The sequence below is a fragment of the Streptomyces galbus genome (assembly GCF_005280195.1).
Lineage (GTDB): Bacteria > Actinomycetota > Actinomycetes > Streptomycetales > Streptomycetaceae > Streptomyces > Streptomyces galbus.
In genome coordinates this window covers 403056-428420 of record NZ_SZPR01000008.1, presented here as the reverse complement: position 1 = coordinate 428420, position 25365 = coordinate 403056, and the positions used below count along the sequence as shown (strand labels likewise).

Sequence of the window (25365 nt, the reverse complement as noted above, 5' to 3'; positions counted from 1 at the left end):
ACGTCAGGACCGCGCGACGGGAGCGCGCGCCGCGCGCCGGGCGGTCCGCCGGCCGACCGGCCGGAGCGCTCCTTCCAGCGCGAACGTCGCCGCGCCCAGGCACACCGGGTCGGTGGGGATGGGGGAGAGGACGATCTCGGTGGCGGCCAGCGGCCGGTGCAGCGCGTGCCGGGCCACGGCCTCGCGCACCTCGTGCAGCAGGGGCTCGCCCAGGGCGGCGGCGACCCAGCTGCTGAGCACCACCACCTCCGGATTGAACAGGTTGACCAGGTTGGCGATCCCGGCGGCGAGGTACCGGACGGTCTCGCGGACCACCGCGAGCGCCACCGGGTCCCGCTCGCGCAGCCCCCGGCCCAGCGCCGCCAGCGTCGCCGTCTGGTCGCTGGGGTGCAGCAGCCCGCTGCCGCCGCCCAGCTCCCGCAGCGTCCGCATGATCCCGGACGCCCCGACGTACGCCTCCACGCAGCCCCGTCCGCCGCAGCGGCACGGCCGGCCGTCCAGCACGATCGTGGTGTGGCCCCACTCCCCGGCGCTGTTGCTGACGCCCCGGTGCAGTCCGCCGCCGAGGACCAGTCCCGCGCCCACGCCGGTGCCGAGGTTGACCACCACGGCGTCCCCGCGCCCGCGCGCCGCCCCGCACCACAGCTCGGCCACCGCGCTCGCCCGCAACGGGTTGTCCAGGTACAGCGGATGGGTGATGTGCTCGGCGAGCAGGTCGAGCAGCGGCACGTCGTGCCAGTCCCAGTTGGGCGCGTACGCGGCGAGCCCCGTCGAGCGGTCGACCTGGCCGGGCACGCTCACCCCGACGCCGAGCACCCGCGCGCCCCCGACCCCGGCCCGGGCGACCACCGCGCCGACGGCGGCGGCGACGTGGCCGGCCACCTGCTCGGGCAGGCTCTCGCCGGGGCTGACGTCCTCGTCGGCCCGGGCCAGCACGTTCAGCGCGAGGTCGAACAGCTCGACGCGGACATAGGTCTCCGCGATGTCGACGCCGATCAGCGCGCCGCCGGACGCGTGCACGGCGACCAGGCCCCGGGGGCGGCCGCCGGCCGAGTCCTCGAAGCCGACCTCCGTGATCATCCGCAGGTCGAGCAGTTCACCGACGAGGGTGGCGACGGTGGCGAGGCTGAGGCCGGTGGCGGCCGCCAGCTCCTGACGGGAGGTGGGCGAGCGGGCGATGATCCGGCGCAGCACCTCGTAGCGGTTCGCGGTGCGGATGTCACGCGAGGTGCGCTTCACCGGGATGCCCCCTGCCGTGCCCCGGCCGGGCCTCGTCGCTCCGGCGCCGCGTCAGGCTATGACGGGCGCCGGAGACACGACAAGCGGTGGGGGAACGGGCTGGACGGCGTGCGGCACCGGGGCGCCGGACCGGTCCGTCAGCCGTCGAGGAGGTCCCGCACGAAGGCGTTGGTGAACTTCCCGGCCGGGTCCAGTTCCCGGACGAGACCGGCGAACTCGCCCATGCGCGCGTACAGTCCGCGGACGACCGGCGACGGCATCGCGAAGACCTTCCCCCAGTGCGGACGCGCCGCGAACGGGGCCAGCGCCTCCTCCACCGCCCGCACCACCGGCAGCACGGCCTGCGTGTCCTCGATCCACGTGAAGTGCAGGGCGACGGAGTCACGGCCGTACGCCGGGCTCAGCCACTGGTCGTCCGCGGCGATCGTCCGCACCTCGCAGGTCTGCAGGACGGGGGCGACGGTCTGCCGTATCCGGTCGACCGCAGACAGCATCCCGGTGGCCGACGACCGGTCCATCAGGTACTCGCTCTGCAGCTCCGCTCCGCTGCTCGGGGTGAACTCCGCCCGGAAGTGCGGCAGCCGCTCGTGCCACGGACCCGGTACCCCGAACTGCTCGGTGCAGTTCTCCGCCGGCATGCCCGGCACCGGGTGCAGCGCGTGCGTCGCGGGCGTGGCCCACGGGAAGGCGCGCAGCGGCTGGTCGGTGCGCCGCTTCAGCCACACCTGGCGGAAGCCCGGCGCCCGCCAGTCCGTGAACAGGCTGACGCTGTAGGCGGCCGCGGCGACCGTCTCGTAGTCCAGTCCCTCCAGCGGCAGTTCGGTGAACGTGTGCTGCTCGACCTCGAAGGCGGGCTCCAGGTCCAGGGTCAGCGCGGTGACCACACCGAGCGCGCCGAGCGAGGTGACCGCCCCGCCGAACCGTGCGTCGCCGCGCGCGATCCGCACCAGGTCCCCGTCGGCGGTGACGATCTCCACCTCCCGCACGGGGGCGGCCAGGGAGCCGTTGGCCACGCCCGAGCCGTGCGTGCCGGTGGCCACCGAACCGGCCACCGAGATGTGCGGCAGGGACGCCATGTTGGGCAGGGCCAGCCCGTGGGCGTGCACCCGGCGGGCCAGTTCCGCGTAGCGGACCCCGCCGCCGACCCGCACGGTACGGGCCGCGGTGTCGACGTCCGCCTCCAGCGGCAGCGCGTCCAGCGCGAGGAGCACCCCGTCCGGGCCGGGCTCGGCGATCCGGTTGAAGGAGTGGCCGCTGCCCAGCACCCGCACCCGGGAGCCGCCCGCCACCACGGCCCGCAGCGCGTCCAGCGAGCGCGGGCGGTGCAGCTCCTTGGCGGCGTAGCTGATGTTGCCCGCCCAGTTGGTCACCGTCTCGGCCATTGCGTGTCCTTCCCTGCCCAGGGGGACGTGGAGGTCCCCACCGGAACCTATCCGACGGCCCGGGCCGCCCGGACACCGCCCGGCGGGGGCTCCTGCGGACGCCCTTGGCACGGCCTTGGGGTGACCTTTGCCCGGTGGGGCCCGCCGTTCGCCTGCTCTTCACCGGGGCTCGGCCGGGGAACCCTAGGGTTACGGCGCTTCCCCGCCCGCGGTACGTCCGTCACCCCTGTCCGGAGGACAGTCATGGCCGCCGTCAAGGCTTCCCAGCGCACCCCCCGACGTCCCCTGTCCGCCCTCGCCGGTGCGCTCGCCCTCACCGGTGCGTCGATCGGCCTGTGGGCCGCCACCGGCGCACCCGCGCAGGCCGCCGGCCTGCCGACGCCCGACCACGTGGTGGTCGTCGTCCTGGAGAACCACGCCTACTCGCAGGTGATCGGCAGCTCCAGCGCGCCCTACCTCAACAACACCCTCAAGGCCGGCGGCGCGAACCTCACGCAGTCCTACGGCCTGACCCACCCCAGCGAGCCGAACTACTACATGCTGTTCTCCGGCTCCAACCAGGGCCGCACCGACGACAGCTGCGTCCCGGTCGGCTCGATCGGCAAGCCCAACCTCGCCTCCGAGCTGATCGCCGCCGGCCAGACCTGGGCGAGCTACAACGAGTCGCTGCCCAGCCAGGGCTCGACGACCTGCAGCAGCGGGAACTACGCGCAGAAGCACAACCCCTGGTTCGGCTTCTCCAACGTGCCGGTCAGCACCGCGAAGACCTTCGCGCAGTTCCCCGCCGACTACACCACCCTGCCGAAGGTGTCGTTCGTCGTGCCGAACCTGTGCAACGACATGCACGACTGCTCGGTCTCCACCGGCGACACCTGGATCAAGAACAACCTGGGCGCCTACGCCACCTGGGCCAAGACCCACAACAGCGTCCTCGCCGTCACCTTCGACGAGGACAACAAGCTGTCCGGCAACCGCATCCCGACCCTGTTCTACGGCGAGCACGTCACCCCGGGCAGCTCCACCGCCACCACGTACAACCACTACAACGTCCTGCGCACGCTGGAGGACCTGGCCGGTCTGAGCGCGCACGCGGGCAACGCCGCCTCCGCGTCCGACGTCACCGGCATCTGGAACTGACGCCGGTGTACCTCGCGGACTCCCGCTCCACGGATTCCCGCGCCACCCGGCCCGCCGCCGTCCCGGACCCCCGTCCGGGGCGGCGGCCGGCCGCCGTGCCCGGCACCGTGCTGGCCCTCGGGGCGGTCAGCCTCGTCACGGACGTCTCCTCGGAGATGGTCACCGCCGTGCTGCCGCTGTACGTGGTCGCGGGCCTCGGCCTGTCCCCGCTCGGCTTCGGGTTCCTCGACGGCGTCAACAACGGCGTCGGGGCGCTGGTCCGGCTGGCCGGCGGGCACCTCGCGGACCGGGGCGGCCGCCGCCACAAGACCGTGGCCGGCCTCGGCTACGGCCTGTCGGCGGTGTGCAAGCCACTGCTGCTGCTCGCCCACACCCTGCCCGTGCTCGGCACGGTCCTCGCCGTCGACCGCACCGGCAAGGGGCTGCGCACCGCCCCCCGGGACGCGATGATCTCCCTCGCCACGGCGCCCGAGCGCCGGGGGCGGGCGTTCGGCGTGCACCGGGCCATGGACACCACCGGCGCGCTGCTCGGCCCGCTCGTCGCCTTCGCCGTCCTGCGCGCCACCGTCGACGGCTACGACGCCGTGTTCGTCGTCAGCGGCTGCGTGGCCGCGCTCGGCGTCCTGCTCCTCGTGCTGTTCGTGCCGCACCGGATCACGCCCGGTCCGGCCGGGGAACCGACCCCGGCCGGGCCCCCGGCGGCGCCCCCGACCCTGCGCGAGGCACTCGGGCTGCTGCGCCGCCGTCCGGTGCGCCGCCTCACCGGGTGCGCGGCGCTGCTGGGCCTCACCACGGTCAGCGACGCCTTCCTGTACCTGCTGCTGCAGCGCGCGGGGGACCTGCCGGCCCACCTGTTCCCGCTGCTGCCGCTCGGCACCGCGGCCGTGTTCCTGCTGCTCGCCGTCCCGCTCGGCGCGCTCGCCGACCGCGTGGGCCGCCGCCGGCTCTTCCTCGCCGGCCACGGCGTCCTGCTCCTCGCCTACGGCCTGGTGCTCTCCCCGTGGCACGGCGCACCGGCCGTGGCCGCCGTCCTGCTGCTGCACGGCACGTTCTACGCGGCCACCGACGGGGTCCTCGCCGCCGCCACCGCCGCGGCCGTCCCCGCCCGCAACCAGGGCGCCGGACAGGCGCTGGTGGGCACCGGCCAGGCGCTCGCCCGGTTCGTCTGCTCGCTGGCGTTCGGCGCGGCCTGGAGTCTGTGGGGCGGGCAGCGCGCCCTCGCCGTCACCGCCGCCGCGCTCGCCGTGGCGGCCGTGACCGTCTCGTTCCTGCTGCGTCCCGCCGACGAGGTGCCCGCATGACCCGGACCGCCCGCCTGATGATCCTGCTGACCGCCGTCCTGCTGCTCGGGGCCGTCGGGACCGGGGCGGTGCTGCACGCCGCCCACCGGGCCGGACAGCGCGACGAGCAGCAGGCCGACGGGCCGGCCGTGCGCACCGGCGACGTCTCGCTGCGCCCGGCGGACGGCCGGACCCTGCTGGTGCGCAACCTCGCCTGGGGCCCGCACCGCGACGAGATCGCCGCCGTGCCCGCGGGCGCCCCGGACGGGCCGCGCACCGCGTCCGGCGTGAAGTGCCTGCGCTTCCACGCGGCGGCCGGCACCGCGGTGTGCCTCCAGGCCGTGCACGGCGCGCTGGAGGACACCTACCGGGCGGTCGTGCTCGACGCGCACCTGCGCGAGCGGCACCGCTTCCCGGCGGCGGGCATCCCCACCCGCGCCCGGGTCTCGCCCTCCGGGCACCTGGTCGCCTGGACGGTGTTCGTCAGCGGCGACTCCTACGCGGGGACGGACTTCTCCACCCGCACCGCCGTCGTCGACACCCGCACCTGGCGGATCGAGGACAACCTGGAGACCTTCCGCGTCGTCAAGGACGGCCGCCCGTACCGCGCGGCGGACGTCAACATCTGGGGCGTCACCTTCGCCGACGACACCCGCTTCTACGCCACCCTCGCCACCGGCGGCCACACCTACCTGGTGCGCGGCGACGTCACCGCCCGCACCCTCACCACCCTGCACGCCAACGTCGAGTGCCCCTCCCTGTCGCCCGACGGCACCCGCGTCGCCTACAAGAAACGCGTGCGGGGCGCCCCGGCCGACGCCCCCTGGCGGCTGTACGTCCTCGACCTGCGCACGATGCGGGAGACCCCGACCGCGGAACGGCGCGACGTCGACGACCAGGCCCTGTGGGCCGACCGCGCCACCCTCGTGTACGCCCTGCCCGGCGACTACGGCTCCGACCTGTGGACCGTCCCCGCCGACGGCACCGGCACCGCCCGCCGGCTGATGGCCTCCGCCGTCGCCCCGGCGTACCTGGGGTGACGGACGCCACCCGCTCGGAACGGCCCGCGGGGGGACCCGGTACCACCGCGGCCCACGCGGGGGCATACCGTGAGGAGTCGTACGTCCGAACCGGGAGGAGACACGGGATGGGCAGCCGTACCGCGCTGGTCGAGGATCTGATGGAGCGCTTCCCGCACGTTCCGCGGGAAGCCGTCTTCAAGGAGGACCTGCTGCGGGGAGGAGTGGCCTTCGACCCGTCGGCCCTGAGCGACAACGAGGACGGCGAGGTCAAGCCGAAGTCGTACTTCATCTTCTCCTTCGACCACGGGACGCTGCCCGAGCTGGGCGAGGCCGCGCTGCGCCGCCCGCCCGAGGAGATCATCCTCACCGGCGGCCCCTACGACCTGCGCCGCACCGTGGTCTCGGTGCGGGTGAACCCGGCCTCGCCGTACCGGGTGGCCGCGGACGACGACGGGGTGCTGGGCCTCTACCTCGACGGGCGGCGCATCGCCGACGTCGGCGTGCCGCCGATGCCCGAGTACTACCGGCACACCCTGTCCAACGGGAAGTCCGTGATGGAGGTGGCCCCCACCATCCAGTGGGGCTACCTGATCTACCTCACGGTGTTCCGGGTCTGCCAGTACTTCGGCGCCAAGGAGGAGTGCCAGTACTGCGACATCAACCACAACTGGCGCCAGCACAAGGCGGCCGGGCGGCCCTACACGGGCGTCAAGGACGTCGAGGAGGTGCTGGAGGCCCTGGAGATCATCGACCGCTACGACACCCAGAAGGCCTCCACCGCCTACACGCTGACCGGCGGCGCCATCACCAGGACCGTCTCCGGCCGCGACGAGGCCGACTTCTACGGCCACTACGCCAAGGCCATCGAGGAGCGCTTCCCGGGACGCTGGATCGGCAAGGTCGTCGCCCAGGCGCTGCCCAAGGCCGACGTCCAGCGGTTCAAGGACTACGGCGTGCAGATCTACCACCCCAACTTCGAGGTGTGGGACGAGTACCTGTTCAAGATGTACTGCCCCGGCAAGGAGCGGTACGTCGGGCGGGACGAGTGGCACCGGCGCATCCTCGACTCGGCGGACGTCTTCGGCGCGCGCAACGTCATCCCGAACTTCGTGGCGGGTGTGGAGATGGCCGAGCCCTTCGGCTTCAAGACGGTCGACGAGGCCATCGCCTCCACCACCGAGGGCCTGCGCTTCTTCATGTCGCACGGCATCACGCCCCGCTTCACCACCTGGTGCCCCGAGCCGACGACCCCGCTCGGCAAGGCCAACCCGCAGGGCGCGCCGCTGGAGTACCACATCCGGCTGCTGCAGGCCTACCGGCAGACCATGGACGACTTCGGGCTCTCCTCGCCCCCCGGCTACGGCCCGCCCGGACCCGGCCGCGCCGTCTTCTCCGTCAGCTCCTTCATGGACAGCCTCCCCGCCCAGGAGCAGCCGGACGGGGAGACCCCGGCGGGGACGACGGCCGTGGCCGCCGGCTGATCCGCTCCGCGCGGCCCCTGTGACCTGAGGGGCCGCTGGGCCGAAAGTGCCGAAGACTGAGCCGCAGGGCGCCCGCATCCGTACTCTGGGCCGGAACCGAGAGGAACCGGCCCGCGGCACGGGGCCGGGCGCCCTGTCGGTGCGGCCACGGCCGGCGAGCCCGCGACTACGACATGTGAACACGGCGCTTGTCAGTTGTGCGGAAGTCGTGAAAAGCTCTGCCCCTGCGGCGAGGTTCCCCCCAACTCCTTTGCCGACATGGTGAGTTGACCTCGCATTTGAATGCAGGAGACCCATGCCCGACCTGCCGACCCCGAAGGACGACGCCGAGGCCGCGCTGTTCTCGGAGTGCTGGGACGCCGTCCTGTCGTACGCCGACCTGTGCACGTCCGGCTCGACCGCGGCCCACCAACTGGCCCGCGAGGCCTTCGCGCTCGGCATCCGGGAGGCCCGCGCCGCCGAGGACGGCTTGCGCCGCGGCACCGGCCGCCGCGCGCCCCGGCTGCCCCGGATCCCGCTGCTGCTGACCGCCGTGCGCACCACGGCCGCCGCCTGGGAGGCCCAGGGCCAGGGCCACAAGCTCGACCCCGACCTGCGCCTGTGGCTCAACTCCGGCAAGGCCGCCCGCTACACCGGGCCGCCCCTGCGCCGCCCCATCGCGCTGCGCGGACTGCGCGACATGCAGGAGCCGGACGCCGCCCTGCTGTGGCTGGCCGAGGTCGAGGCGCTGCCGCTGCGCGCCGTCGCCCGCCGCCAGGGCCTGGACCCCGCGGCCGCGGCGCAGGAACTCGACGAGGTGCGCGGGCTGTTCCGCGACCGCTGCCACCGCAACCACCTCGACACCCCGATGGACGCGGAGTGCCGCAGCTACGTCCGCCTGCTCGACGCGGTCACCCGCTCACCGGTCGCCGACACCCCCGAGGACCTGTCCCGCCACCTGGCCACCTGCCAGGAGTGCGCGGAGGCCGCCGCCTGTCTGCGCCTGCACGGCGGGGGACTGCCCGCCGCCCTGGCCCAGGGCGTCATCGGCTGGGGCGGCCTCGCCTACCTGGAGCGCCGCCGCCGGGCCGCCGAGGTGCGCCTGGGCGCCGGACGCCCCGCCGCGGCCGACCCCGACGCCGAGGCCGCGAAGGCCGCCGCCGGCCGGGCCCGGCTGCTGCGCCACGGACTGCTCGCGGGCGCCGCGCTCATCTCCCTGATCGCGCTCGCCGTCACGCTGCTGCCGTCCGGCGACGGCGGCGACAGCGCCCAGGGCGGCCCCACCGACACCAGCCCGGTGGCCGGCGACGTCTCCGCCGCGCCGCCCGCCCGCGGGGCCACCTCCGCGCCCCGCTCCACCGCCCCCGGACGGCCGTCCGGCGCCCCGGCGCACCGGACCTCGCCGGCCACGGCGCGCGACGAGGACCGCCCCGACCCGGAGCCGCAGGGCACCTCGCAGGCCACCGCGGCCGGCACCGGCGGCACCCCCGACGAGGCGGTCTGCTCGGCCCACTACGACCTGGTCAACCAGTGGCCCGACGGCTTCCAGGCCACCGTCACCGTCACCACCGCCGACGCCCTGGACCACTGGAACGTCGCCTGGACCTTCCGGGACGGCCAGCGGGTCACGCAGATGTGGGACGCGAGCGTCGCCCAGAACGGCCCCCGCGTCACCGCCACGTCCGCCGACTACAACCGCACCGTCGCCCCCGACGGCACCCTGTCCTTCGGCTTCCTCGCGTCCTGGCAGGACCACAACACCGAACCGCGGGACTTCGCCCTCAACGGCAGGGCGTGCAGCCTCACCTGAGGAGCGGGCCGGAAAAACCGGTGGCGCGGGCGACCCGCCCGCGCCTACTGTGACGGACGTCCGGAAGACGTACGAGACGAGACAGGAGGTGTCGACCGATGGCTGTCCTTGCGACGCGTGCTGCCCGCGCACAGAAGCCCACTCCGTCCACCTCCGCGGTCTCCGGCTGACCACCTCAGCCTTCCGCGCGCCCCTGAGCGCGCCGCCGGGACCGCCCCTGTGAAGGGTCCCCCTTGTCTTCCTCGCTCTCTCCTTCGTCGTCTCCTTCCCCCTCTTCTGCCTCTGCACCTTCTTCTCCGTCGCCGCTGTCCCCGTACGGCTGGGACGACGACTGGGACGCGGCGTTCGCGCCGTACGCCGCCCAGGGGCTGGTGCCCGGGCGCGTCGTGCGCGTCGACCGCGGGATGTGCGACCTCGTCACGCCCGAGGGCGTCGTGCGCGCCGACACCGAGTTCGTGGTGCCCCGCGACCCCGCGAAGGTCGTGTGCACCGGCGACTGGGCCGCCGTCGACCCCGCGGGCGCCGACCCGCGCTACGTACGGACCCTGCTGCCGCGCCGTACCGCTTTCCTGCGCTCCACCTCCTCCAAGCGGTCCGAGGCGCAGGTCCTCGCCGCCAACGTCGACCACGCCCTGGTCGCCGTCTCCCTGGCCGTCGAACTCGACCTCGGCCGCATCGAACGGTTCCTGGCGCTCGCCTGGGAGTCCGGGGCGCAGCCCGTGGTCGTGCTGACCAAGGCCGACCTCGTGCCCGACCCGACGGGGCTGTCGTACCTCGTGCAGGACGTGGAGACCACCGCGCCCGGCGTGCCCGTGCTCACCGTCAGCGCCCTGCACGGCGACGGCCTCGACGGGCTCACCGCGCTCCTCGGGCGGGGCACCACCGTGCTGCTCGGGACCTCCGGCGCCGGCAAGTCCACCCTCGCCAACGCGCTCGTCGGCGACGCCGTCATGGACGTGCAGGCCACCCGGGACGCGGACGGCAAGGGCCGGCACACCACCACCACCCGCAACCTGCTCGCCCTGCCCAGCGGTGGGGTCCTCATCGACACGCCCGGCCTGCGCGGCGTCGGCCTGTGGGACGCCGGGACCGGCGTCGGGCAGGTCTTCGCCGAGATCGAGGAACTCGCCCGGGACTGCCGCTTCCACGACTGCGCCCACGACAACGAGCCCGGCTGCGCGGTGCTCGGCGCGGTCGAGGCGGGCGCGCTGCCCCCGCGGCGGCTGGAGAGCTACCGCAAGCTGGTCCGCGAGAACCAGTGGATCGTCGCCAAGACCGACGCGCGGGCGCGCGCCGAGATGAAGCGCGAGTGGAAGCGCCGGGGCGCCATGGGCAAGGCCATGATGCAGGCCAAGCGGGGACGGCAGCGGTGACCGGCCCCCCGGCACCCGCCACGCCCATGTCCGATTTCCGCTAGCAGGACGCCCGCGACCGGCGAAGACTGGGTTCCGTGACGGACGACGAGGACACCAGGTACGAGGCCGTACGCAGCAGGGACGCCCGGTTCGACGGCGCGTTCTTCTTCGCGGTCACCACGACCGGGATCTACTGCCGGCCGAGCTGCCCCGCCGTGACGCCCAAGCGGCGCAACGTGCGGTTCTTCGCCACGGCCGCCGCCGCGCAGGGCTCGGGGTTCCGGGCCTGCCGGCGGTGCCGGCCGGACGCGGTGCCCGGCTCCGCGGACTGGAACGCCCGCGCCGACGTGGTCGGCCGCGCCATGCGCCTCATCGGCGACGGCGTGGTCGACCGCGAGGGCGTCGCCGGGCTCGCCGACCGGCTCGGGTACAGCGCGCGGCAGGTGCAGCGGCAGCTCACCGCGGAACTCGGCGCCGGACCCGTCGCCCTGGCCCGGGCGCAGCGCGCGCACACCGCGCGCGTGCTGCTGCAGACCACGCACCTGCCGGTCACCGAGATCGCGTTCGCATCCGGGTTCGCGAGCGTGCGGCAGTTCAACGACACGATGCGCGCGGTGTACGCGGCCACACCGACCGCGCTGCGGGCGGCCGCGCCCCGCGCCGACCGGCCGCCCCGGCGCACCGCGCCGCCGACCGCCGGGATCCCGCTGCGGCTCGCCCACCGCGGGCCGTACCACGCGCGGTCCGTGTTCGACCTGCTGGAGCGGGAGGCCGTCGCCGGGGTCGAGGAGGTCGCGGGAGCGCCCGGCACCCGCACCTACCGGCGCACGCTGCGGCTGCCGTACGGCATCGGCATCGCCGCCGTCGACGAGCGCACCGAGGGCGTCCCCGGGGCCGCCACCCACCCGGGCGGCTGGCTGCAGGCCCGGCTGCACCTCACCGACCCGCGCGACCTGACCACGGCGGTGCAGCGGCTGCGGCGGCTGTTCGACCTGGACGCCGACCCGTACGCCGTCGACGAGCGCCTCGGCGCCGACGCCCGGCTCGGCCCGCTGGTCGCCGCCCGGCCCGGACTGCGCGCCCCCGGCGCCGCCGACGCCGAGGAGTACGCCGTCCGCGCCCTCGTCGGCCGGGACGCGGCCGCCCGCCTGGTGCAGGCGTGCGGCAAGGTGCTCGACGCGCCCTGCGGCAGCCTCACCCACCTCTTCCCCGAACCCGCCGTCCTCGCCGGCGCCGTACCGCACGGCCCGCTGGGCGCCCTGGCCGCCGCGCTCGCCGACGGCCGCCTGCGGCTCGACGCGGGCACCGACCGGGACGACGCCGAACGCGCGCTGCTGGACCTGCCCGGACTGGACGGCCGCACGGTCGCCGCGATCCGCGCGCGGGCCCTCGGCGACCCCGACGTCGCGCCGCCCGGCGCGGACGTCCCCGACACCTGGCGCCCCTGGCGCACCTACGCCCTGCACCACCTGCGCGCCGAGACACTGGAGCCGTGATGACCGACCCGACCTACGCCACTCACGTGCCGAGCCCGCTCGGGCCGCTGCTGCTGACCGCCGGACCCGACGGCGCGCTGACCTCGCTGTCCGTGCCCGGGCAGAAGAACGGGCGCGAGATGCGCGCCGGCTGGCGCGCGGACCCCGGCCCGTTCCGCGAGGCCGCCGAGCAACTGGCCGCCTACTTCGCCGGCGAGCTGAAGGAGTTCCGGCTGCCGCTGCGCGCCGAGGGCACCGCCTTCCGGGAGCGCGTGTGGGCCGCCCTGGACGACGTGCCGTACGGGGCGACCACGTCGTACGGCGAGATCGCGGCACGGATCGGCGCGCCCCGGGCCGCCGTCCGCGCCGTCGGCGGGGCGATCGGCGCCAACCCGCTGCTCGTCCTGCGGCCCTGCCACCGGGTCATCGGCGCCGACGGCTCCCTGACCGGCTACGCGGGCGGCCTGGAACGCAAGGTCCGGCTGCTCACCCTGGAGGGCTGCCTGCCCGGCACCCCCTAGGAGTCGTCCTCCAGCCCCCAGCTGTGGATGCGGCGCGGGTGGATGCGGATCAGCTCCTCGCTGAGGTGGGCGCCCAGGTCGTGCGGGCCGACGAGCAGCTCGGCCTCGCCGCGGATGTCCACGCCGCGCACCTTCCACGGGCGCAGGGACGCGATGTCGTCGACGACCAGGGCGATCCTCGGGTTCTCGCGCAGGTTGCGCCACTTCTTGGTACGGCCCATCGCATAGCCGCCGATCAGGATGGTGCCGTCGTCCTGGAGCCGGTAACCGACCGGGTTCGCCTGCGGCTGCCCGTGCGGGTCGACCGTGGCCATCCGGCCCAGTCGCTGCGACGCCAGGTACGCCCGCTCGGCCTCACTGAATGCGGTCATGCCGCAAGCCAAACACGGCAGCCGGACCGCGCGCATCGGATCCTCGCCCTACGCCCCCGGGCCTACGCCCGCGAACCCCCGCCCGCCGCGGCCGCCCCGGCGGGGCGGCGCCCCCGGTCCGCCACGGCCGCCCGGGCGGGGCCCGCCGTCAGTCCCACACCACCGCGCCCAGCCACGCGCCCGCGATGAGCAGACAGGTGAACAGCTCCACCAGGACGCCCGTGCCGCCGGAGCGCATCACCGTGCGCAGCGCGGCGCGGGCCTCGCCGTGCCGGCCGAGGCGCAGGCGCTCGCACAGGTAGATCCCGCCCAGGAAGCCGGGAACGGCGCCCAGCACGGGCAGCAGCACGAAGCCCAGGAGCGCGCCGGCCCCGGCGAAGACCGCCATCCGGGACGTGCCGCCGGCCGCCTGGAGCCGGCGCGGGGGCAGCGACCACCGCACCACCTGGGAGACGAACAGCACCACCGTGGCCCCCACCAGCACGCCCCAGGCCACCGGCCGGGGGTCCTCCATCGCCCACCACAGCACCGCCGCCCACACCAGCCACGACCCCGGCACGCCCGGCAGCAGCACTCCGCACAGGCCCAGCAGGATCACCAGACCGACCAGCAGGAGTTCCCACGCTCCCATCCGTCCAGCCTGCCCGAGCCCGGCCGGACCCGCAGATCAGGCCGGTAGGGCGGTCAGCGGTCGCGGGCCACCCAGCCCCGCTCGTGCGCGTGCCAGCCGAGCTGGAGCCGGGTGGTCGCCCCGGTCAGCTCCATCAGCCGCTTCACCCGGCGCTGCACGGTCCGCAGGCCCACGTCGAGCTGCTTGGCCACGCTCGCGTCGGTCAGCCCGGCCAGCAGCAGGGAGAGCACCTCCAGGTCGACGGCGTCCGGACCGTCGGGCGCCTGCTCGGTGACCCGGCCGTCCCCGCCCAGGCGCAGCGGCAGGGCCTCCCGCCACACCGACTCGAACAGGGCCGCCAGCAGCTCCAGCAGCCCCCCGGCGTGTACCACCAGCGCTCCCGGTTCGGCCGAGCGGCCGGTCAGCGGCACCAGCGCCGACGCGCGGTCGGCGACGACCAGCTTGGTCGGCACCCGCTCCACCACGCGCACCTCCTCCTCGCGGCCCAGCGCGGCCGTCAGCTCAGTGACGCCGTCCGGCTGGTCCAGCACCGACCGCTCGATCACCACCCGGTAGCGCACCCCGCGCTCGGCGGCGCGCTCCTCGGCGTCGTTCTGCCCGGCGGTGACCGCGACCGGGGTGCCGGTGACCAGCGCGCACACCTCCTCACCCGCCCCGAGCTGGAGCTGCAGGAACCGCTGGGTGACCGCCGCCGCGCCGGTCACCACCTCGACCAGGTCGTGCACGGACGGCTCGGCCGCCGCCGCCCGGTACTCCTCGGCGAGCAGGGCCGCCGCCAGCTCCGCCCGCTCCAGCTCGTGCCGCTGCTGGGTGAGCAGCGCGCCCAGCGCGACGCCCGGGGGAGCGGCGACCCAGCGGCCCGGCCGGCCCGGCGACTGCGCGGCCAGGCCCTGCCGCTCCAGGTGGCGCAGCGCCCGTTCGGTGGCCTGTTCGCCGAGCGTCAGCCGGCGCGCCAGGGCCGGCACGTCGGCGGCGCCCACGGACACCAGCGCCCGGTACGCCGCCTCGTGCGTCTCGTCCAGCCCTATCGCTCCCAGCATCCGGGGCGTCCCTCCTGACCTCGTCCGACCTCGTCCGGCCTCGTCCCGCCTGCCGGTCGTCACGCGGGCGGCCCGGCTGCGGCCCGTCGCCCGTCGTCGTGGCGGGAAACGGTCATGGCGTGAACCCGCCGCCGCACATCATCGCCGCGGAACCCTCCCCTCTGCCAAGGTGTGGCGTCGGCGCCGACCACATGATCTCCGTCGCAGCGGACGGTCAGGGGAGCCCGTCGCCCGGCCCACGGCCGTGACGCCCTGGTCTCCCGGTCGGCCCGAACGGTGATCCGGGCCCGGAACGCGCGGGGGCGCACGGAGTCCGGGCCGGGTCACCCGGCGCGCCGGGCGGTTCTCCCGTGGGGGGTGGAACCGCCCGGCGCGGCGTACCGCAATTTCCCGATGCCCCGTTTCCGCCCGGCCCCTGCGGTCAGAATTGCGGCATGAGCCAGCAGGGGGGAAGGTCCACCGGTCCCGACGACGACTGGTGGGGCGAGCTGTACGACGACGCCACCGCGGACACCGGCCCCACGGCCGCCGCCGACTCGCTGGACGACCGGTTCGCCTCCGCGATGGGCACGGTGAACGCGACACCCGGCAGGCGCCCGCCCCGCGAGCAGCCCGAACGGGACCCGTGGAGCCCCTGGGACCCCCACGAGGAGGCACCGACACCCGCGGAGGAGCCGCGGGACGCGGTCACGGGAGACGGCGGCGGGCACGGCGGGCCCCCGCGGGACGCGGTCGCGGGAGACAGTGGCGGGTACGGCGGGCCCCCGCGGGACGCGGCGCCGGAGGACGCCGGCCGGTACGGCGCGGTCCCGCGGGACGCGGCGCCGGGAGGCGGGGCTGCGCCGCCGGACGTGCCCGCGCAGCGACGCTCGGAGTCCGCGTCCGAGCCCTGGTCGGCTCCCGGTGCCGGGTCCCTCCCGGCGGGCCCGCTCCCGCCCGGCTTCACCGAGCGTCCGGCCTCGCGGGGCGATGCCCCGCCGCCCGACCGTCCCCCCGCACCGCAGCCGCCCCAGCAGCCCACCGGCTCGACCGCCCGGACCACCGGAAGCGCCAGGACCCCGCAGCCCGAGCCGACTCCACCGGTCCCGCCCGCTGACGCGCCGGCGTCTGCGCCCGGTCCGGCCGACCCGCCGGCTGCACCGCCCCAGCCCGCCGATGCGCCGGCGTCTGCGTCCGGCCCGCCCGCTCCACCGACGGCCCCACCGCCCTCGCCCGCCGAAGCGCTGAGGCCTGCGCTCGGTCCGGCCGACCCGCCGGCTGCACCGCCCCAGCCCGCCGATGCGCCGGCGTCTGCGTCCGGCCCTGCCGACCCGCCCGCTGCACGGACGACTCCACCGGTCCCGCCCGCTGACGCGCCGGCGTCTGCGTCCGGCCCTGCCGACCCGCCCGCTCCACCGACGGCCCCGCCGGTCCCGGCCTTCCCGCCTGCCCCCACGAACCCGCCCGCCCCGCCCCCGCCTCCCACGGCTCCCGCGGACGCGGCGCCCCCTCCCGTCCCGCCGGGTCGTGCCCCGGGCCTCGCGCCGGGGGCCATCCCCGCCGCCCGTACCGCTCCTGACTCGCTGCCGCCCCCGGCCCTGCCGATCGTGCCGCCGCCGGGGCGGGACCACGTCGGGGCCCGGCCGCCCACCTACGAGGCCGAGCCCACCGCCCTCCCGGCCGCCGACCCCGACGACCTCGCGGACCTGGTGCCGGACACCGTGCTGGACGGCGCCCGGTACGGGGCCTGCACGCTGCGCGCGGCCTCGCTGCGCGGGGACTCGGCGCGCTACCGCGGCGAGCCGCGCCGGGACGCGCTGCTGACCGCCCGGTTCGGCGCCGGCGAGCAGGCGCTGGTGCTGGTCGCCATGGCGACCGGGGCCCGGGCCACGCCCGGCGCGCACCGGGCGGCCGCCGAGCTGTGCCGGTGGATCGGGCGGGCCGTGGGCCGCAGCCATGCCCGGCTCGTCGAGGACCTCCGGGCGGCCCGGCGCGGCGAGCTCAAGTCGGGCCTGCACCGCCTCACCGACCGCAGCCTCGGCCGGCTGCGCGCCGAAGCCGCCGAACAGGGCCTGGACCCCGCGGAGTACGCGGCCGACCTGCGCTGTCTGCTGCTGCCCGCCGACCCCGAGTGCCGCACGCGGGTGTTCTTCGGCGTGGGCGCCGGGGGACTGTTCCGGCTGCGGGGCGGGCAGTGGCGGGACATCGAACCGGCGGCCGGCGAGGCCACCGTGGACCCCGGCGTCACGGCCCCGCCGGGCCCCGGCGACCTCCCGCCCGCGCCGCCCCGCCCGCCCTTCCGCTTCCGGGCCTCGGTCGCCCGTCCGGGTGACACCCTGCTGATGTGCACCGCGGGCCTCGCCGACCCGCTGCGCGGCGAGCCCGAGCTGTCCGCGTACCTCGCCGCACGCTGGGCCGCGCCGCAGCCGCCGGGTCTCACCGCCTACCTGGCCGACGTCCAGGTCCGGGCCACGGGGTACGCCGACGACCGTACGGCGGCCGCCGTCTGGGAGGCGTGAACCGCACCCGAGCGGTCATGGTGGTCCTGGGACCCGAGACCGAAGGGGCAGTGGACCATGGCCAAGCAGAACGTCGCCGAACAGTTCGTCGACATCCTCACCCGCGCCGGGGTCAAGCACCTGTACGGCGTCGTCGGCGACAGCCTCAACCCCGTGGTCGACGCGGTCCGCCGCCACCGGGGCATCGACTGGATCCACGTCCGCCACGAGGAGACCGCCGCGTTCGCGGCCGGCGCCGAGGCGCAGGTCACCGGGCGGCTGGCGGCCTGCGCGGGCTCCTGCGGGCCCGGCAACCTGCATCTGATCAACGGCCTGTACGACGCCCACCGCTCCATGGCGCCGGTGCTCGCGCTCGCCTCGCACATCCCGTCCAGCGAGATCGGTCTCGGCTACTTCCAGGAGACCCACCCCGACCAGCTCTTCCGCGAGTGCAGCCACTACAGCGAGATGATCTCCAACCCGCAGCAGATGCCCAGGCTGCTGCAGACCGCCATCCAGCACGCCGTCGGCCGCGGCGGCGTCAGCGTGGTCACCCTGCCCGGCGACATCGCCGGCGAGCCCGCCCCGGACCGGGCCGCCGAGACCGCACTCGTCACCGCCCGGCCCACCGTGCGCCCCGGCGACGCCGAGCTGGACGCGCTCGTGGAGCTGATCGACGGGGCCCGCAAGGTCACCCTGTTCTGCGGCAGCGGCACCGCCGGGGCGCACGCGGAGGTCATGCAGTTCGCCGAGCGGATCAAGTCCCCGGTCGGCCACGCCCTGCGCGGCAAGGAGTGGATCCAGTACGACAACCCGTTCGACGTCGGCATGAGCGGTCTGCTCGGCTACGGCGCCGCCTACGAGGCCACCCACGAGTGCGACCTGCTGATCCTGCTCGGCACCGACTTCCCGTACAACGCCTTCCTGCCCGACGACGTGAAGATCGCCCAGGTCGACGTGCGGCCCGAACACCTCGGCCGGCGCTCCAAGCTGGACCTCGCGGTGTGGGGCGACGTGAAGGAGACCCTGCGCTGTCTCATCCCGCGGGTGCGGGAGAAGACCGACCGCCGCTTCCTCGACCGCATGCTGAAGAAGCACGCGGACGCCCTGGAGGGCGTGGTGAAGGCGTACACGCGCAAGGTCGACAAGCACGTGCCCCTGCACCCGGAGTACGTGGCGTCGGTGCTCGACGAACTCGCCGACGACGACGCGGTGTTCACCGTCGACACCGGTATGTGCAACGTGTGGGCCGCCCGCTACGTCTCGCCCAACGGCCGCCGCCGCATCATCGGTTCCTTCTCGCACGGCTCGATGGCCAACGCCCTGCCGATGGCGATCGGCGCCCAGTTCGCCGCGCCGGGCCGGCAGGTCGTGGCGATGTCGGGCGACGGCGGCTTCTCCATGCTGATGGGCGACTTCCTCACCCTCGTCCAGTACGACCTGCCCGTGAAGATCGTGCTGTTCAACAACTCCTCGCTCGGCATGGTGGAGCTGGAGATGCTGGTCGCGGGGCTGCCGTCGCACGGCACCGCCAACAAGAACCCCGACTTCGCGGCGGTGGCGCAGGCCTGCGGGGCGTACGGCGTGCGGGTGGAGAAGCCCAAGGACCTCGCCGGGGCGCTGAAGTCGGCCTTCAAGCACAAGGGCCCGGCCCTGGTCGACGTGGTGACCGACCCCAACGCCCTGTCCATCCCGCCGAAGATCAAGGCGGAGATGGTGACCGGCTTCGCCCTGTCCGCCTCGAAGATCGTGCTGGACGGCGGCGTGGGCCGCATGCTCCAGATGGCCCGCTCCAACCTCCGCAACGTGCCGCGGCCTTGACCACCGGCGATGGATTCCGGCCAACTTCGCTTCGCCGCGGAGGCCCACGCCCCCCGCGTACCACGCCGACGACCGGCCCCATCCGGGTCGCATGACCACGTCGGGACGCCGTGCGGGGGGCCGCTCGTGCCCGAACGGGCGGGCCGGCGGCTCCGGGCCGCGGCACCCGGTGCCCGGATCGTGGCCGAACACCCGGGTGTCGCGCGGGCCGGATGACTGGCCCCGGTCCGGTCGGGCAAGGATCCCCGTGAACGTGTTCGAGCTGAGGGGAACCGACATCGGCGCACGGGCGGGGGTCATGAAGAGGCAGGCACGAAGAAGCGGTTCCACGGCGATCGCGGACACGCCGACGGCAACTCGGACGGGGCAGGAGGACGAAGGCATCGGTCGCACGGAGGGCACGGAGCACCGCCACCACCGGCTGCGGCGCCGGCTCGGCAGGGCGGACCTGCGGGCGGTGCCCGAGGCGCGGCGCGCCCTGCGGGAACTCCTGCGCCCCTGGGGCGGCCCGGAGCAGTCGGCGATCGCGGAACTGCTCACCAGTGAACTCGTCACCAACGCACTCGTCCACACCGACGACGACGCGGTCCTCACCGCCACCGTCGCACCGGACCGACTGCGCGTCGAGGTGCGGGACTTCGTGGCCCGCAGGCCGTGCCCGCGGGTGCCGGTCGCCGACGACGGCACGAACGGCAGAGGGCTGATGCTCGTGCAGTCACTCGCCGACGCGTGGGGGGTCCACGCGCACGGCGTCGGCAAGGCCGTCTGGTTCGAACTGGGCGCGCAGGCCGCCTGACGCCGGTCCGCGGGCCGCGACGTACGGCAACGGGACGGGGCGCGGCCCGCATCGGCCGCGCCCCGTCCCGTCATGTGCCGTGCTCCGTCACCGTTCCCCCGGAGCGAAGGGCCCGGTCAGCCGAACTGCTGCTCCAGGTCCTTGAGCTTGCGCTCCAGGGAGTCCAGGCGCGGCAGGGCCATTGTGTCGTCCTCCGCGGTGAGGTCGACGGTGATCGGGTCGGAGCCCTTGCGGACCGGCTGGAGCGAGGGACGGGCGCGCACGGGAAGCTGTTCCGCCGATATGGCAGGCTCCGCGGGGACCCGCTCCGCACCCCGCTCCACGGCGGGGATCTCCACCTGGCGCCCGCTGCGGCCCGGCAGACCGCGGTGGCCGCGGCTGAGCGCCTTGAGCTGGGCCCGCTCCATGCGCTGCTGCTCGCGGCGGCGCATCCGGGACTGCTCCTTCTCCCGCTTGTCCTCGCGCACCTCGTCCACGGCCTCGTCCAGCGTGCGCACGTTCTCCAGCAGCATCAGCGACCACGCCTTGTAGGTCTCGCGCGGGGCGCGCAGCCAGCGGACCACCCGGATCTGCGGCAGCGGACGCGGCACCAGACCCTGCTCGCGCAGGGCGGCCCGGCGGGTCTGCTTCAGCGCGCGGTCGAACAGCACCGCCGCGGACAGGGACATGCCCGCGAAGAAGTGCGGCGCGCCGTCGTGGCCGAGGCCCCGGGGCGCGTGCACCCAGTTGAACCAGGCCGCGGCGCCCGCGAACGTCCACACGAGTATGCGCGAGCCCAGCGCCGCGTCACCGTGGCTGGCCTCCCGCACCGCGAGGACCGAGCAGAACATGGCCGCCCCGTCCAGACCGAAGGGGACGAGGTACTGCCAGCCGCCCGTCAGGCCCAGGTTCTGCTCGCCGAACCCGACCAGGCCCTTGAAGGACAGCGCGGCCGCGACCGCGGCGCAGCAGAAGAGCAGGGCGTAGGAGGCGGTGCCGTAGATGGCCTCCTTGCGCCGGCGGCGCTCCTCGAGGCGCTCCCACGAGTCGTCTGCGCTCGCGTCCTTCCCCGCGGGGTTCTTGCCGCGCCTGAGCACCGCCACCGCCGCCAGCATGCCCAGGAGCAGAACGGCGCCCGGAAGCAGCCAGTTCAGCGATATGTCGGTCAATCTCATCTGGGGTCCCTTGCCTTGGGATAGGGCGTAACGCCCGCCATAGTGACCCAATCGAACCGGCCCTCAGGGGGTTTCGGGGCAAGAGGCCGCCAAGGAGGTGCAAGGGGATGCCCAGGGCGACGTTCTGCTCGAACTGCCGCTTGAGGGGCGGGAGTTGAGTTCGAATAAGACTACCCGTACGGGTGGTGCCACGGAAAGTTCCTGCGGCGCGTGAGGAAAGTGTGCCCTTCCCGTGACCGTGCGGGAGTCCCGTGCGTGGATGATCTTACGGGAGGCGGGGCGGTGCTCCGGCCCGGGGTGGCTCCTGATGCCCGGTCAACTCGCGGCGGACGCGACGAGCTTGGAGACACGGTCGGCGTCGCAGGTGCGCGGGCAGGTGGCGCAGGTGTCCTGCGGGCGCACGGTGTAGAACATGCAGCAGCTCGCCCGGTCGCGGGTGGGCAGCGCCTCGCCGTCGGGTCCGGTCAGCTCGCGGAAGGCGGCCGAGCCGACGTAGGGCCGGGTGGCGCCCGGCAGCAGCAGCTCCAGCTCCCGGCGGGCCCGCTCCTGCTCGCCGTCGCCGAACAGGTGGGCGACGTACCAGAGTCCCTCGACGACCTCGTCGGTCACCATGCCCCACAGGGCCCGCCCGCGGCGGCGCATGCGCGGGCCGAAGCCGGCGAGCAGCGGCTCGTGGTGCTCGGCGACCGCCGCGCGCACCTCGGCCCGCAGCGCCTCCTCGTCCGCTACCACCCGGGCGCCGGGCAGCGCCGCCGCCGGGTCGCCGGGCAGGCACGCGAAGGACTCCGGCTCCCGGACCGCCAGGCGCATGTCGCCGGCCGTGCGGTCGTACGAGACGTGCGTCACGGGCAGCCGGGGCACCCGGCGGTGCAGGAACCACGGCACGGTGATCAGCAGGCACACCGGCCAGGCGTAACGGTGCAGGGCGAAGCTCGCCACCACGTCCGGGCGGGCCCGGGTGCCGTAGTCGCGCAGCACCTGGGCGTCGTCCCAGGCCAGGAAGGCGTCCAGGGCGGCTCCGCCGCCGGCCAGCTCCTCGGCCCCGACCCAGCCGCCGCCCCGGGGGGCCGGCTGGTCGGCGGCCAGCCCGGTGACGCTCAGGGTGGGGAAGACCTCGGTGAGGCGGGCGTAGGCGTCCGCGGTCACCGAGCGGGCCAGGGCGGGAGCCGGGGCGAGCGGGGACAGGGGCATGCGGACCGCCGATCTCTCCGTGATCAAAGGTAAGCCTAACCTTAGCAATAGTGGTCGCAATTGGAAGTGGCGGCCGGTGCGCCTAAGGTGCTTGACGGACCAGTAACAACCGGACGTAATGACCCCGAGTACCGACAAGCCCGGAGCCCGCAGGAGGACCCCGTGACACAGGGCACGCACGGCTCCCCGGGGACGGGAGTGCCTGAGGGCGCGGCGGGCGCGCCGCGGGTTCCCGCGCAGGGGCGGGCCGCGGACGGCGGCGGACGGGGCCGGCCGGTGGAAAGTGCGGCCGGGGCCCACGGGCCCGGTGGTACGGGCGGTGGCGGTGGTACGGGCGTCAGGGGGGAACACGTCCACTCCGAGACGCCGCTGCCGCGGCCCGGCGTCCCGCGGCCCGCCGTGCAGCGCTCCTCCGTGCGCGGGCAGGTGCTCGACGCGCTGCGCACCGCGCTGGTCACCGGTGACCTCGCCCCCGGCGAGGTCTACTCCGCCCCGGCGCTCGGGGAGCGGTTCGGAGTGTCCGCGACACCCGTGCGCGAGGCGATGCAGCAACTCGCCCTGGAAGGCGCCGTGGAGGTCGTCCCCAACCGGGGGTTCCGCGTGGTCCGGCGCGGGGCGCGGGAGCTCGCCGAACTGGCCGAGGTGCGGGCGCTCGTCGAGGTGCCGGTGATGCTGCGGCTCGCGCGGACGGTGCCGGCCGAGCGGTGGGCCGAACTGCGGCCGCTCGCGGAGGCGACGGTGCGGGCGGCGGCGTCGGGGTGCCGGGCGTCGTACGCCGAGGCCGACCGGGCCTTCCACCGGGCGGTGCTGGCGCTGTCCGGCAACGAGCAGTTGGTGCGGATCGCGGAGGATCTGCACCGGCGGGCGCAATGGCCGTTGGTGGGTGGGGCCGGGGGACGCAGTGGGCGCGAGCGGGCGGAGCTGATCGCTGACGCGGCGGAGCACGGCGCGTTGCTGGACGCGCTGGTGGTTCGGGATCTCGAGGTGGTCGGGGCGTTGGTGCGGGAGCACTTCGCGGGGGCGGTCTGATTCCCGCGGTGGGTTGTCGCGTCGGTCGCTCGCCGTTGCCGGGGGCTGCCGCCCCCGGACCCCCGCTTCGGCCCTGGAGGGGCCTCGTCCTCAAACGCCGGACGGGCTGGATGCACCGGGCGCTCGCCGACGAGTCCCGCCGGACGGGCTGGATTTCGCGCGCCACCTTCCCCGAGGCCGGTGACCCGCTGCTGGGTTGTCAGTCCCCGCTGGCAGGATGACCGACAGGACGATCAAGGACGTGAACCGGTCACCATCACCGGGCGTCCCGTGAGCCACGGAGGCAGGACATGGCTGCAGGCACGGATGTGCGATCGCTCACCTGGGCGACGGCCGGGATGTGTGTCACCTTCACCCGGGGGGTGGACCCCGAGGAGGTGTTCGCCCGGTACGGAGCCGATCCCCGCCAGGCGCGTCCGCTCGACGCGGACGGGGCCTCGCAGCTCCTTGCGGACGACTCCCATGACGGGGCTGTCTCCCTGCTCCGGGCCGGCCGGCTCGGCGACTGGACGTTCTGCGTCGAGGAGGACGGCGCCGTCGGATCCTGGACCGAAGCGCTGGCACACCTGTCCCGCGGCACCGAGACGTACAGCGTGCTGAGCACCGACGGACTCGAGGTGTTCCAGTACTGGCGCGACGGCGAGTGCGTCGAGAACTTCGAGCCGGGCATGGAGCACACCCGGCCCGAGCGGACGGCGTCCTGGTGGGACCGGGTGGAAGCGGCGCTCGCCGCGCACGAGGGCGAGGACGCCGGGCTGGCACCGGTGGTGGCCCTGCTCCTCGGCCACCTCGGCATCGCTCTGGACGACGACGCCCTCACCGGCCCCTGGCCCACGCTGACGCTCGCCGAGGACGACGCGCCGTCGACGCCACGAGGCGACACCTACGCGGGCGAGGGCCCGGTCCCACCCCAGCCGCCACTCACCGCCTGACAACGCTCCCCCCCCCGGGGCTGTCGGTAGGACTACTTCCGTGACGGCATCACTGACGTGCAGGAAGACTCATCTTCTGGAAGCGGGATCCGTCTACGCCTGGGAAACCGCGGACGGCATCACCGGAAACATCGTGATCACCGCGGACGGGTCAGTCGCCCGCCCCTGTACACCCCAGGGGATACCCCTCGGTGACATGCTCCTCGACAAGAACATCGGAGATGTGGAACATCCCGACCCGGACCCGAAAGTCCGCCGTGCTTTCCTGATCACGGCTTCGGCGATCTTCCAGGAACGGGAACGGCAGGGGCACCTGCCTGACGTGATCACCCGTACCTACTGGTAGACGCCCACGCCACCACCCGAGAGACCGCTGGACATCCGGCCCCCCGCCCGGCCGTCCGCTAAGCCGTCGCCGCCCCCGGCGGGGCCAGTTGGGCTGCCAGCCAGGTCGGGACGCCTCCCAGGAGGCGGAACAGGCGGCGGGCCTCCTCGCGGAGGCGGGAGGCCTGGGGTTCTGTCTCGGCGTCCGCGAGGGAGACCAGGGCCGGGGCGGTGCCGACCAGGTAGCCCAGTTCCTCGCGGATGCGCAGGGACTCGGTGAAGCCGTGCCGGGCCTCGGCCAGTTCCCCCTCGCGCAGGGCCAGGCCCGCCAGGTGGCGCCAGGTGAAGGAGAGCAGGAGCAGGTCGCCGTGGGCGGTCGCGCCGGCGTGGGCGCGGCGGAAGGCTGCCCGGGCCGCCTGGGGGGCCTCGGCGACGTTCTGGGCGACCAGGCCGCGCCGGAAGTCCAGCAGGGCCCGCGCGGCGGCGCCCGGAGGGATCAGCGCGGCGGCGCGGCCCAGGGCGGCGCGGGCCTCGTCGGCGCGGTCGCGCACGCCGTGCAGGGTGGCGGCGTAGGCCAGGTACCCGCGTTCGCAGGCGGCGGCGCCGCGCTCGTCGTCGGTGTGGGTGAGGGCCTCGGCGGTGCGCAGGGCGTCCTCGGCCTCCTCCCAGCCGTGCTCGGTGTACAGGCACCGTTCGACCAGCAGGGACGCCCGCTGCAGGGCGGTCGCGGCGGTGTCGGCGGGGAGCAGGGCCGCCGCGTCGGCCCAGCAGGCCCGCGAGCGCAGCCGCCACACCGCGGTCTGGAGCGGATCGTCCCCGGCGGTGCCTGCCGTACCTGATCCCGTACCGGACATGGCGGGTTGCGCCACGTTGCCCTCCCGTAGGCCGTGTCCAAGCCTTGTCGTGCGCCGGCACCCG

Annotated in this window: 21 protein-coding genes and 1 pseudogene; 14 read left to right on the top strand and 8 right to left on the bottom strand. The window is 75.1% G+C overall.

The annotated features are described in order from the left end of the window. Positions 1 to 3: 3 nt before the first annotated feature. Together E4U92_RS06350 and E4U92_RS06345 are read right to left on the bottom strand one after the other, a co-directional pair. Positions 4 to 1239 (bottom strand): ROK family protein, encoded by a 1236-nt coding sequence (locus E4U92_RS06350; protein WP_137299249.1) that lies wholly within the window; start codon positions 1237 to 1239, stop codon positions 4 to 6. 137 nt (positions 1240 to 1376) lie between these two features. Then, entirely contained in the window at positions 1377 to 2621 is a 1245-nt protein-coding gene (locus E4U92_RS06345; protein ID WP_137299248.1) for an FAD-binding protein, read from the bottom strand. Positions 2622 to 2864: 243 nt separating this feature from the next. Between E4U92_RS06345 and E4U92_RS06340 the strand changes: the two genes are divergently transcribed. From E4U92_RS06340 to E4U92_RS06305, 8 genes are all read left to right on the top strand, one after another. Beyond that, complete coding sequence (locus E4U92_RS06340) at positions 2865 to 3758, top strand: alkaline phosphatase family protein (protein ID WP_137299247.1); 894 nt, start codon at positions 2865 to 2867, stop codon at positions 3756 to 3758. A gap of 5 nt (positions 3759 to 3763) precedes the next feature. Beyond that, positions 3764 to 5059 carry an MFS transporter gene (locus tag E4U92_RS06335; protein WP_137299246.1) on the top strand — a complete coding sequence of 432 codons (1296 nt, stop codon included), beginning with the start codon at positions 3764 to 3766 and terminating at the stop codon, positions 5057 to 5059. Continuing rightward, positions 5056 to 6078: a TolB family protein gene (locus E4U92_RS06330; RefSeq protein ID WP_137299245.1), complete on the top strand. Its 1023-nt coding sequence runs from the start codon at positions 5056 to 5058 to the stop codon at positions 6076 to 6078. Before E4U92_RS06335 ends, E4U92_RS06330 begins: the two co-directional genes overlap by 4 nt. Before the next feature lie 107 nt (positions 6079 to 6185). Further along, positions 6186 to 7541, top strand: a complete 1356-nt coding sequence (locus E4U92_RS06325; protein WP_137299244.1) for a radical SAM protein — start codon at positions 6186 to 6188, stop codon at positions 7539 to 7541. A 295-nt stretch (positions 7542 to 7836) separates the two neighbouring features. After that, positions 7837 to 9330 (top strand): cellulose-binding domain-containing protein, encoded by a 1494-nt coding sequence (locus E4U92_RS06320; protein WP_137299243.1) that lies wholly within the window; start codon positions 7837 to 7839, stop codon positions 9328 to 9330. 305 nt (positions 9331 to 9635) lie between these two features. Then, a complete protein-coding gene (gene rsgA, locus E4U92_RS06315; protein ID WP_373311462.1) occupies positions 9636 to 10703 on the top strand; it encodes a ribosome small subunit-dependent GTPase A in 1068 nt (355 codons plus the stop codon). Positions 10704 to 10780: 77 nt separating this feature from the next. Continuing rightward, positions 10781 to 12181: a DNA-3-methyladenine glycosylase 2 family protein gene (locus tag E4U92_RS06310; protein ID WP_168725044.1), complete on the top strand. Its 1401-nt coding sequence runs from the start codon at positions 10781 to 10783 to the stop codon at positions 12179 to 12181. After that, a complete protein-coding gene (locus tag E4U92_RS06305; protein WP_137299240.1) occupies positions 12181 to 12681 on the top strand; it encodes a methylated-DNA--[protein]-cysteine S-methyltransferase in 501 nt (166 codons plus the stop codon). The genes E4U92_RS06310 and E4U92_RS06305 overlap by 1 nt, the downstream gene beginning before the upstream one ends. On the opposite strand, the gene E4U92_RS06300 is transcribed toward E4U92_RS06305, so the two are convergent. The 3 genes from E4U92_RS06300 to E4U92_RS06290 form a co-directional block, all read right to left on the bottom strand. Further along, the gene (locus E4U92_RS06300) at positions 12678 to 13052 is read right to left on the bottom strand and encodes a PPOX class F420-dependent oxidoreductase (protein ID WP_137299239.1); all 375 of its coding nucleotides are present in this window, start codon (positions 13050 to 13052) and stop codon (positions 12678 to 12680) included. The two genes, E4U92_RS06305 and E4U92_RS06300, sit on opposite strands and share 4 nt — an antisense overlap. A gap of 148 nt (positions 13053 to 13200) precedes the next feature. Next, entirely contained in the window at positions 13201 to 13683 is a 483-nt protein-coding gene (locus tag E4U92_RS06295) for a DUF456 domain-containing protein (RefSeq protein ID WP_137299238.1), read from the bottom strand. Positions 13684 to 13736: 53 nt separating this feature from the next. Continuing rightward, positions 13737 to 14723 carry a TrmB family transcriptional regulator gene (locus tag E4U92_RS06290; protein ID WP_137299237.1) on the bottom strand — a complete coding sequence of 329 codons (987 nt, stop codon included), beginning with the start codon at positions 14721 to 14723 and terminating at the stop codon, positions 13737 to 13739. A gap of 1169 nt (positions 14724 to 15892) precedes the next feature. Between E4U92_RS06290 and E4U92_RS06285 the strand changes: the two are divergent. The 3 genes and pseudogenes from E4U92_RS06285 to E4U92_RS06275 form a co-directional block, all read left to right on the top strand. After that, a pseudogene (locus E4U92_RS06285) lies at positions 15893 to 17221 on the top strand (protein phosphatase 2C domain-containing protein); the annotation flags it as partial. 57 nt (positions 17222 to 17278) lie between these two features. Further along, positions 17279 to 19021: a pyruvate dehydrogenase gene (locus E4U92_RS06280; protein WP_137299235.1), complete on the top strand. Its 1743-nt coding sequence runs from the start codon at positions 17279 to 17281 to the stop codon at positions 19019 to 19021. Between the two features lie 298 nt (positions 19022 to 19319). Next, entirely contained in the window at positions 19320 to 19817 is a 498-nt protein-coding gene (locus tag E4U92_RS06275) for an ATP-binding protein (RefSeq protein ID WP_137299512.1), read from the top strand. 116 nt (positions 19818 to 19933) lie between these two features. Here E4U92_RS06275 and E4U92_RS06270 read toward each other — a convergent pair whose 3' ends face one another. Both E4U92_RS06270 and E4U92_RS06265 read right to left on the bottom strand, forming a co-directional pair. Then, positions 19934 to 20971 carry a DUF2637 domain-containing protein gene (locus tag E4U92_RS06270; RefSeq protein ID WP_137299234.1) on the bottom strand — a complete coding sequence of 346 codons (1038 nt, stop codon included), beginning with the start codon at positions 20969 to 20971 and terminating at the stop codon, positions 19934 to 19936. A gap of 315 nt (positions 20972 to 21286) precedes the next feature. Beyond that, the gene (locus E4U92_RS06265) at positions 21287 to 22162 is read right to left on the bottom strand and encodes a (2Fe-2S)-binding protein (RefSeq protein ID WP_137299233.1); all 876 of its coding nucleotides are present in this window, start codon (positions 22160 to 22162) and stop codon (positions 21287 to 21289) included. 162 nt (positions 22163 to 22324) lie between these two features. Here E4U92_RS06265 and E4U92_RS06260 point away from each other — a divergent pair, with 162 nt between their 5' ends. From E4U92_RS06260 to E4U92_RS06250, 3 genes are all read left to right on the top strand, one after another. Then, positions 22325 to 23191 carry a GntR family transcriptional regulator gene (locus E4U92_RS06260; protein ID WP_137299232.1) on the top strand — a complete coding sequence of 289 codons (867 nt, stop codon included), beginning with the start codon at positions 22325 to 22327 and terminating at the stop codon, positions 23189 to 23191. Between the two features lie 290 nt (positions 23192 to 23481). Beyond that, the gene (locus E4U92_RS06255; protein ID WP_229861956.1) at positions 23482 to 24123 is read left to right on the top strand and encodes a DUF6461 domain-containing protein; all 642 of its coding nucleotides are present in this window, start codon (positions 23482 to 23484) and stop codon (positions 24121 to 24123) included. Between the two features lie 40 nt (positions 24124 to 24163). Beyond that, entirely contained in the window at positions 24164 to 24469 is a 306-nt protein-coding gene (locus E4U92_RS06250; RefSeq protein ID WP_137299231.1) for a hypothetical protein, read from the top strand. 58 nt (positions 24470 to 24527) lie between these two features. On the opposite strand, the gene E4U92_RS06245 is transcribed toward E4U92_RS06250, so the two are convergent. Next, entirely contained in the window at positions 24528 to 25316 is a 789-nt protein-coding gene (locus E4U92_RS06245) for a hypothetical protein (protein ID WP_137299230.1), read from the bottom strand. Positions 25317 to 25365 lie beyond the last annotated feature (49 nt).

Bases quoted from the DNA above. Each gene is read 5' to 3' on its own strand.
- E4U92_RS06345 (WP_137299248.1), bottom strand. From the start codon at position 2,621: ATGGCCGAGACGGTGACCAACTGGGCGGGCAACATCAGCTACGCCGCC.
- E4U92_RS06340 (WP_137299247.1), top strand. From the start codon at position 2,865: ATGGCCGCCGTCAAGGCTTCCCAGCGCACCCCCCGACGTCCCCTGTCC.
- E4U92_RS06330 (WP_137299245.1), top strand. From the start codon at position 5,056: ATGACCCGGACCGCCCGCCTGATGATCCTGCTGACCGCCGTCCTGCTG.
- E4U92_RS06325 (WP_137299244.1), top strand. From the start codon at position 6,186: ATGGGCAGCCGTACCGCGCTGGTCGAGGATCTGATGGAGCGCTTCCCG.
- E4U92_RS06320 (WP_137299243.1), top strand. From the start codon at position 7,837: ATGCCCGACCTGCCGACCCCGAAGGACGACGCCGAGGCCGCGCTGTTC.
- E4U92_RS06305 (WP_137299240.1), top strand. From the start codon at position 12,181: ATGACCGACCCGACCTACGCCACTCACGTGCCGAGCCCGCTCGGGCCG.
- E4U92_RS06300 (WP_137299239.1), bottom strand. From the start codon at position 13,052: ATGACCGCATTCAGTGAGGCCGAGCGGGCGTACCTGGCGTCGCAGCGA.
- E4U92_RS06295 (WP_137299238.1), bottom strand. From the start codon at position 13,683: ATGGGAGCGTGGGAACTCCTGCTGGTCGGTCTGGTGATCCTGCTGGGC.
- E4U92_RS06290 (WP_137299237.1), bottom strand. From the start codon at position 14,723: ATGCTGGGAGCGATAGGGCTGGACGAGACGCACGAGGCGGCGTACCGG.
- E4U92_RS06280 (WP_137299235.1), top strand. From the start codon at position 17,279: ATGGCCAAGCAGAACGTCGCCGAACAGTTCGTCGACATCCTCACCCGC.
- E4U92_RS06275 (WP_137299512.1), top strand. From the start codon at position 19,320: ATGAAGAGGCAGGCACGAAGAAGCGGTTCCACGGCGATCGCGGACACG.
- E4U92_RS06270 (WP_137299234.1), bottom strand. From the start codon at position 20,971: ATGAGATTGACCGACATATCGCTGAACTGGCTGCTTCCGGGCGCCGTT.
- E4U92_RS06265 (WP_137299233.1), bottom strand. From the start codon at position 22,162: ATGCCCCTGTCCCCGCTCGCCCCGGCTCCCGCCCTGGCCCGCTCGGTG.
- E4U92_RS06255 (WP_229861956.1), top strand. From the start codon at position 23,482: ATGGCTGCAGGCACGGATGTGCGATCGCTCACCTGGGCGACGGCCGGG.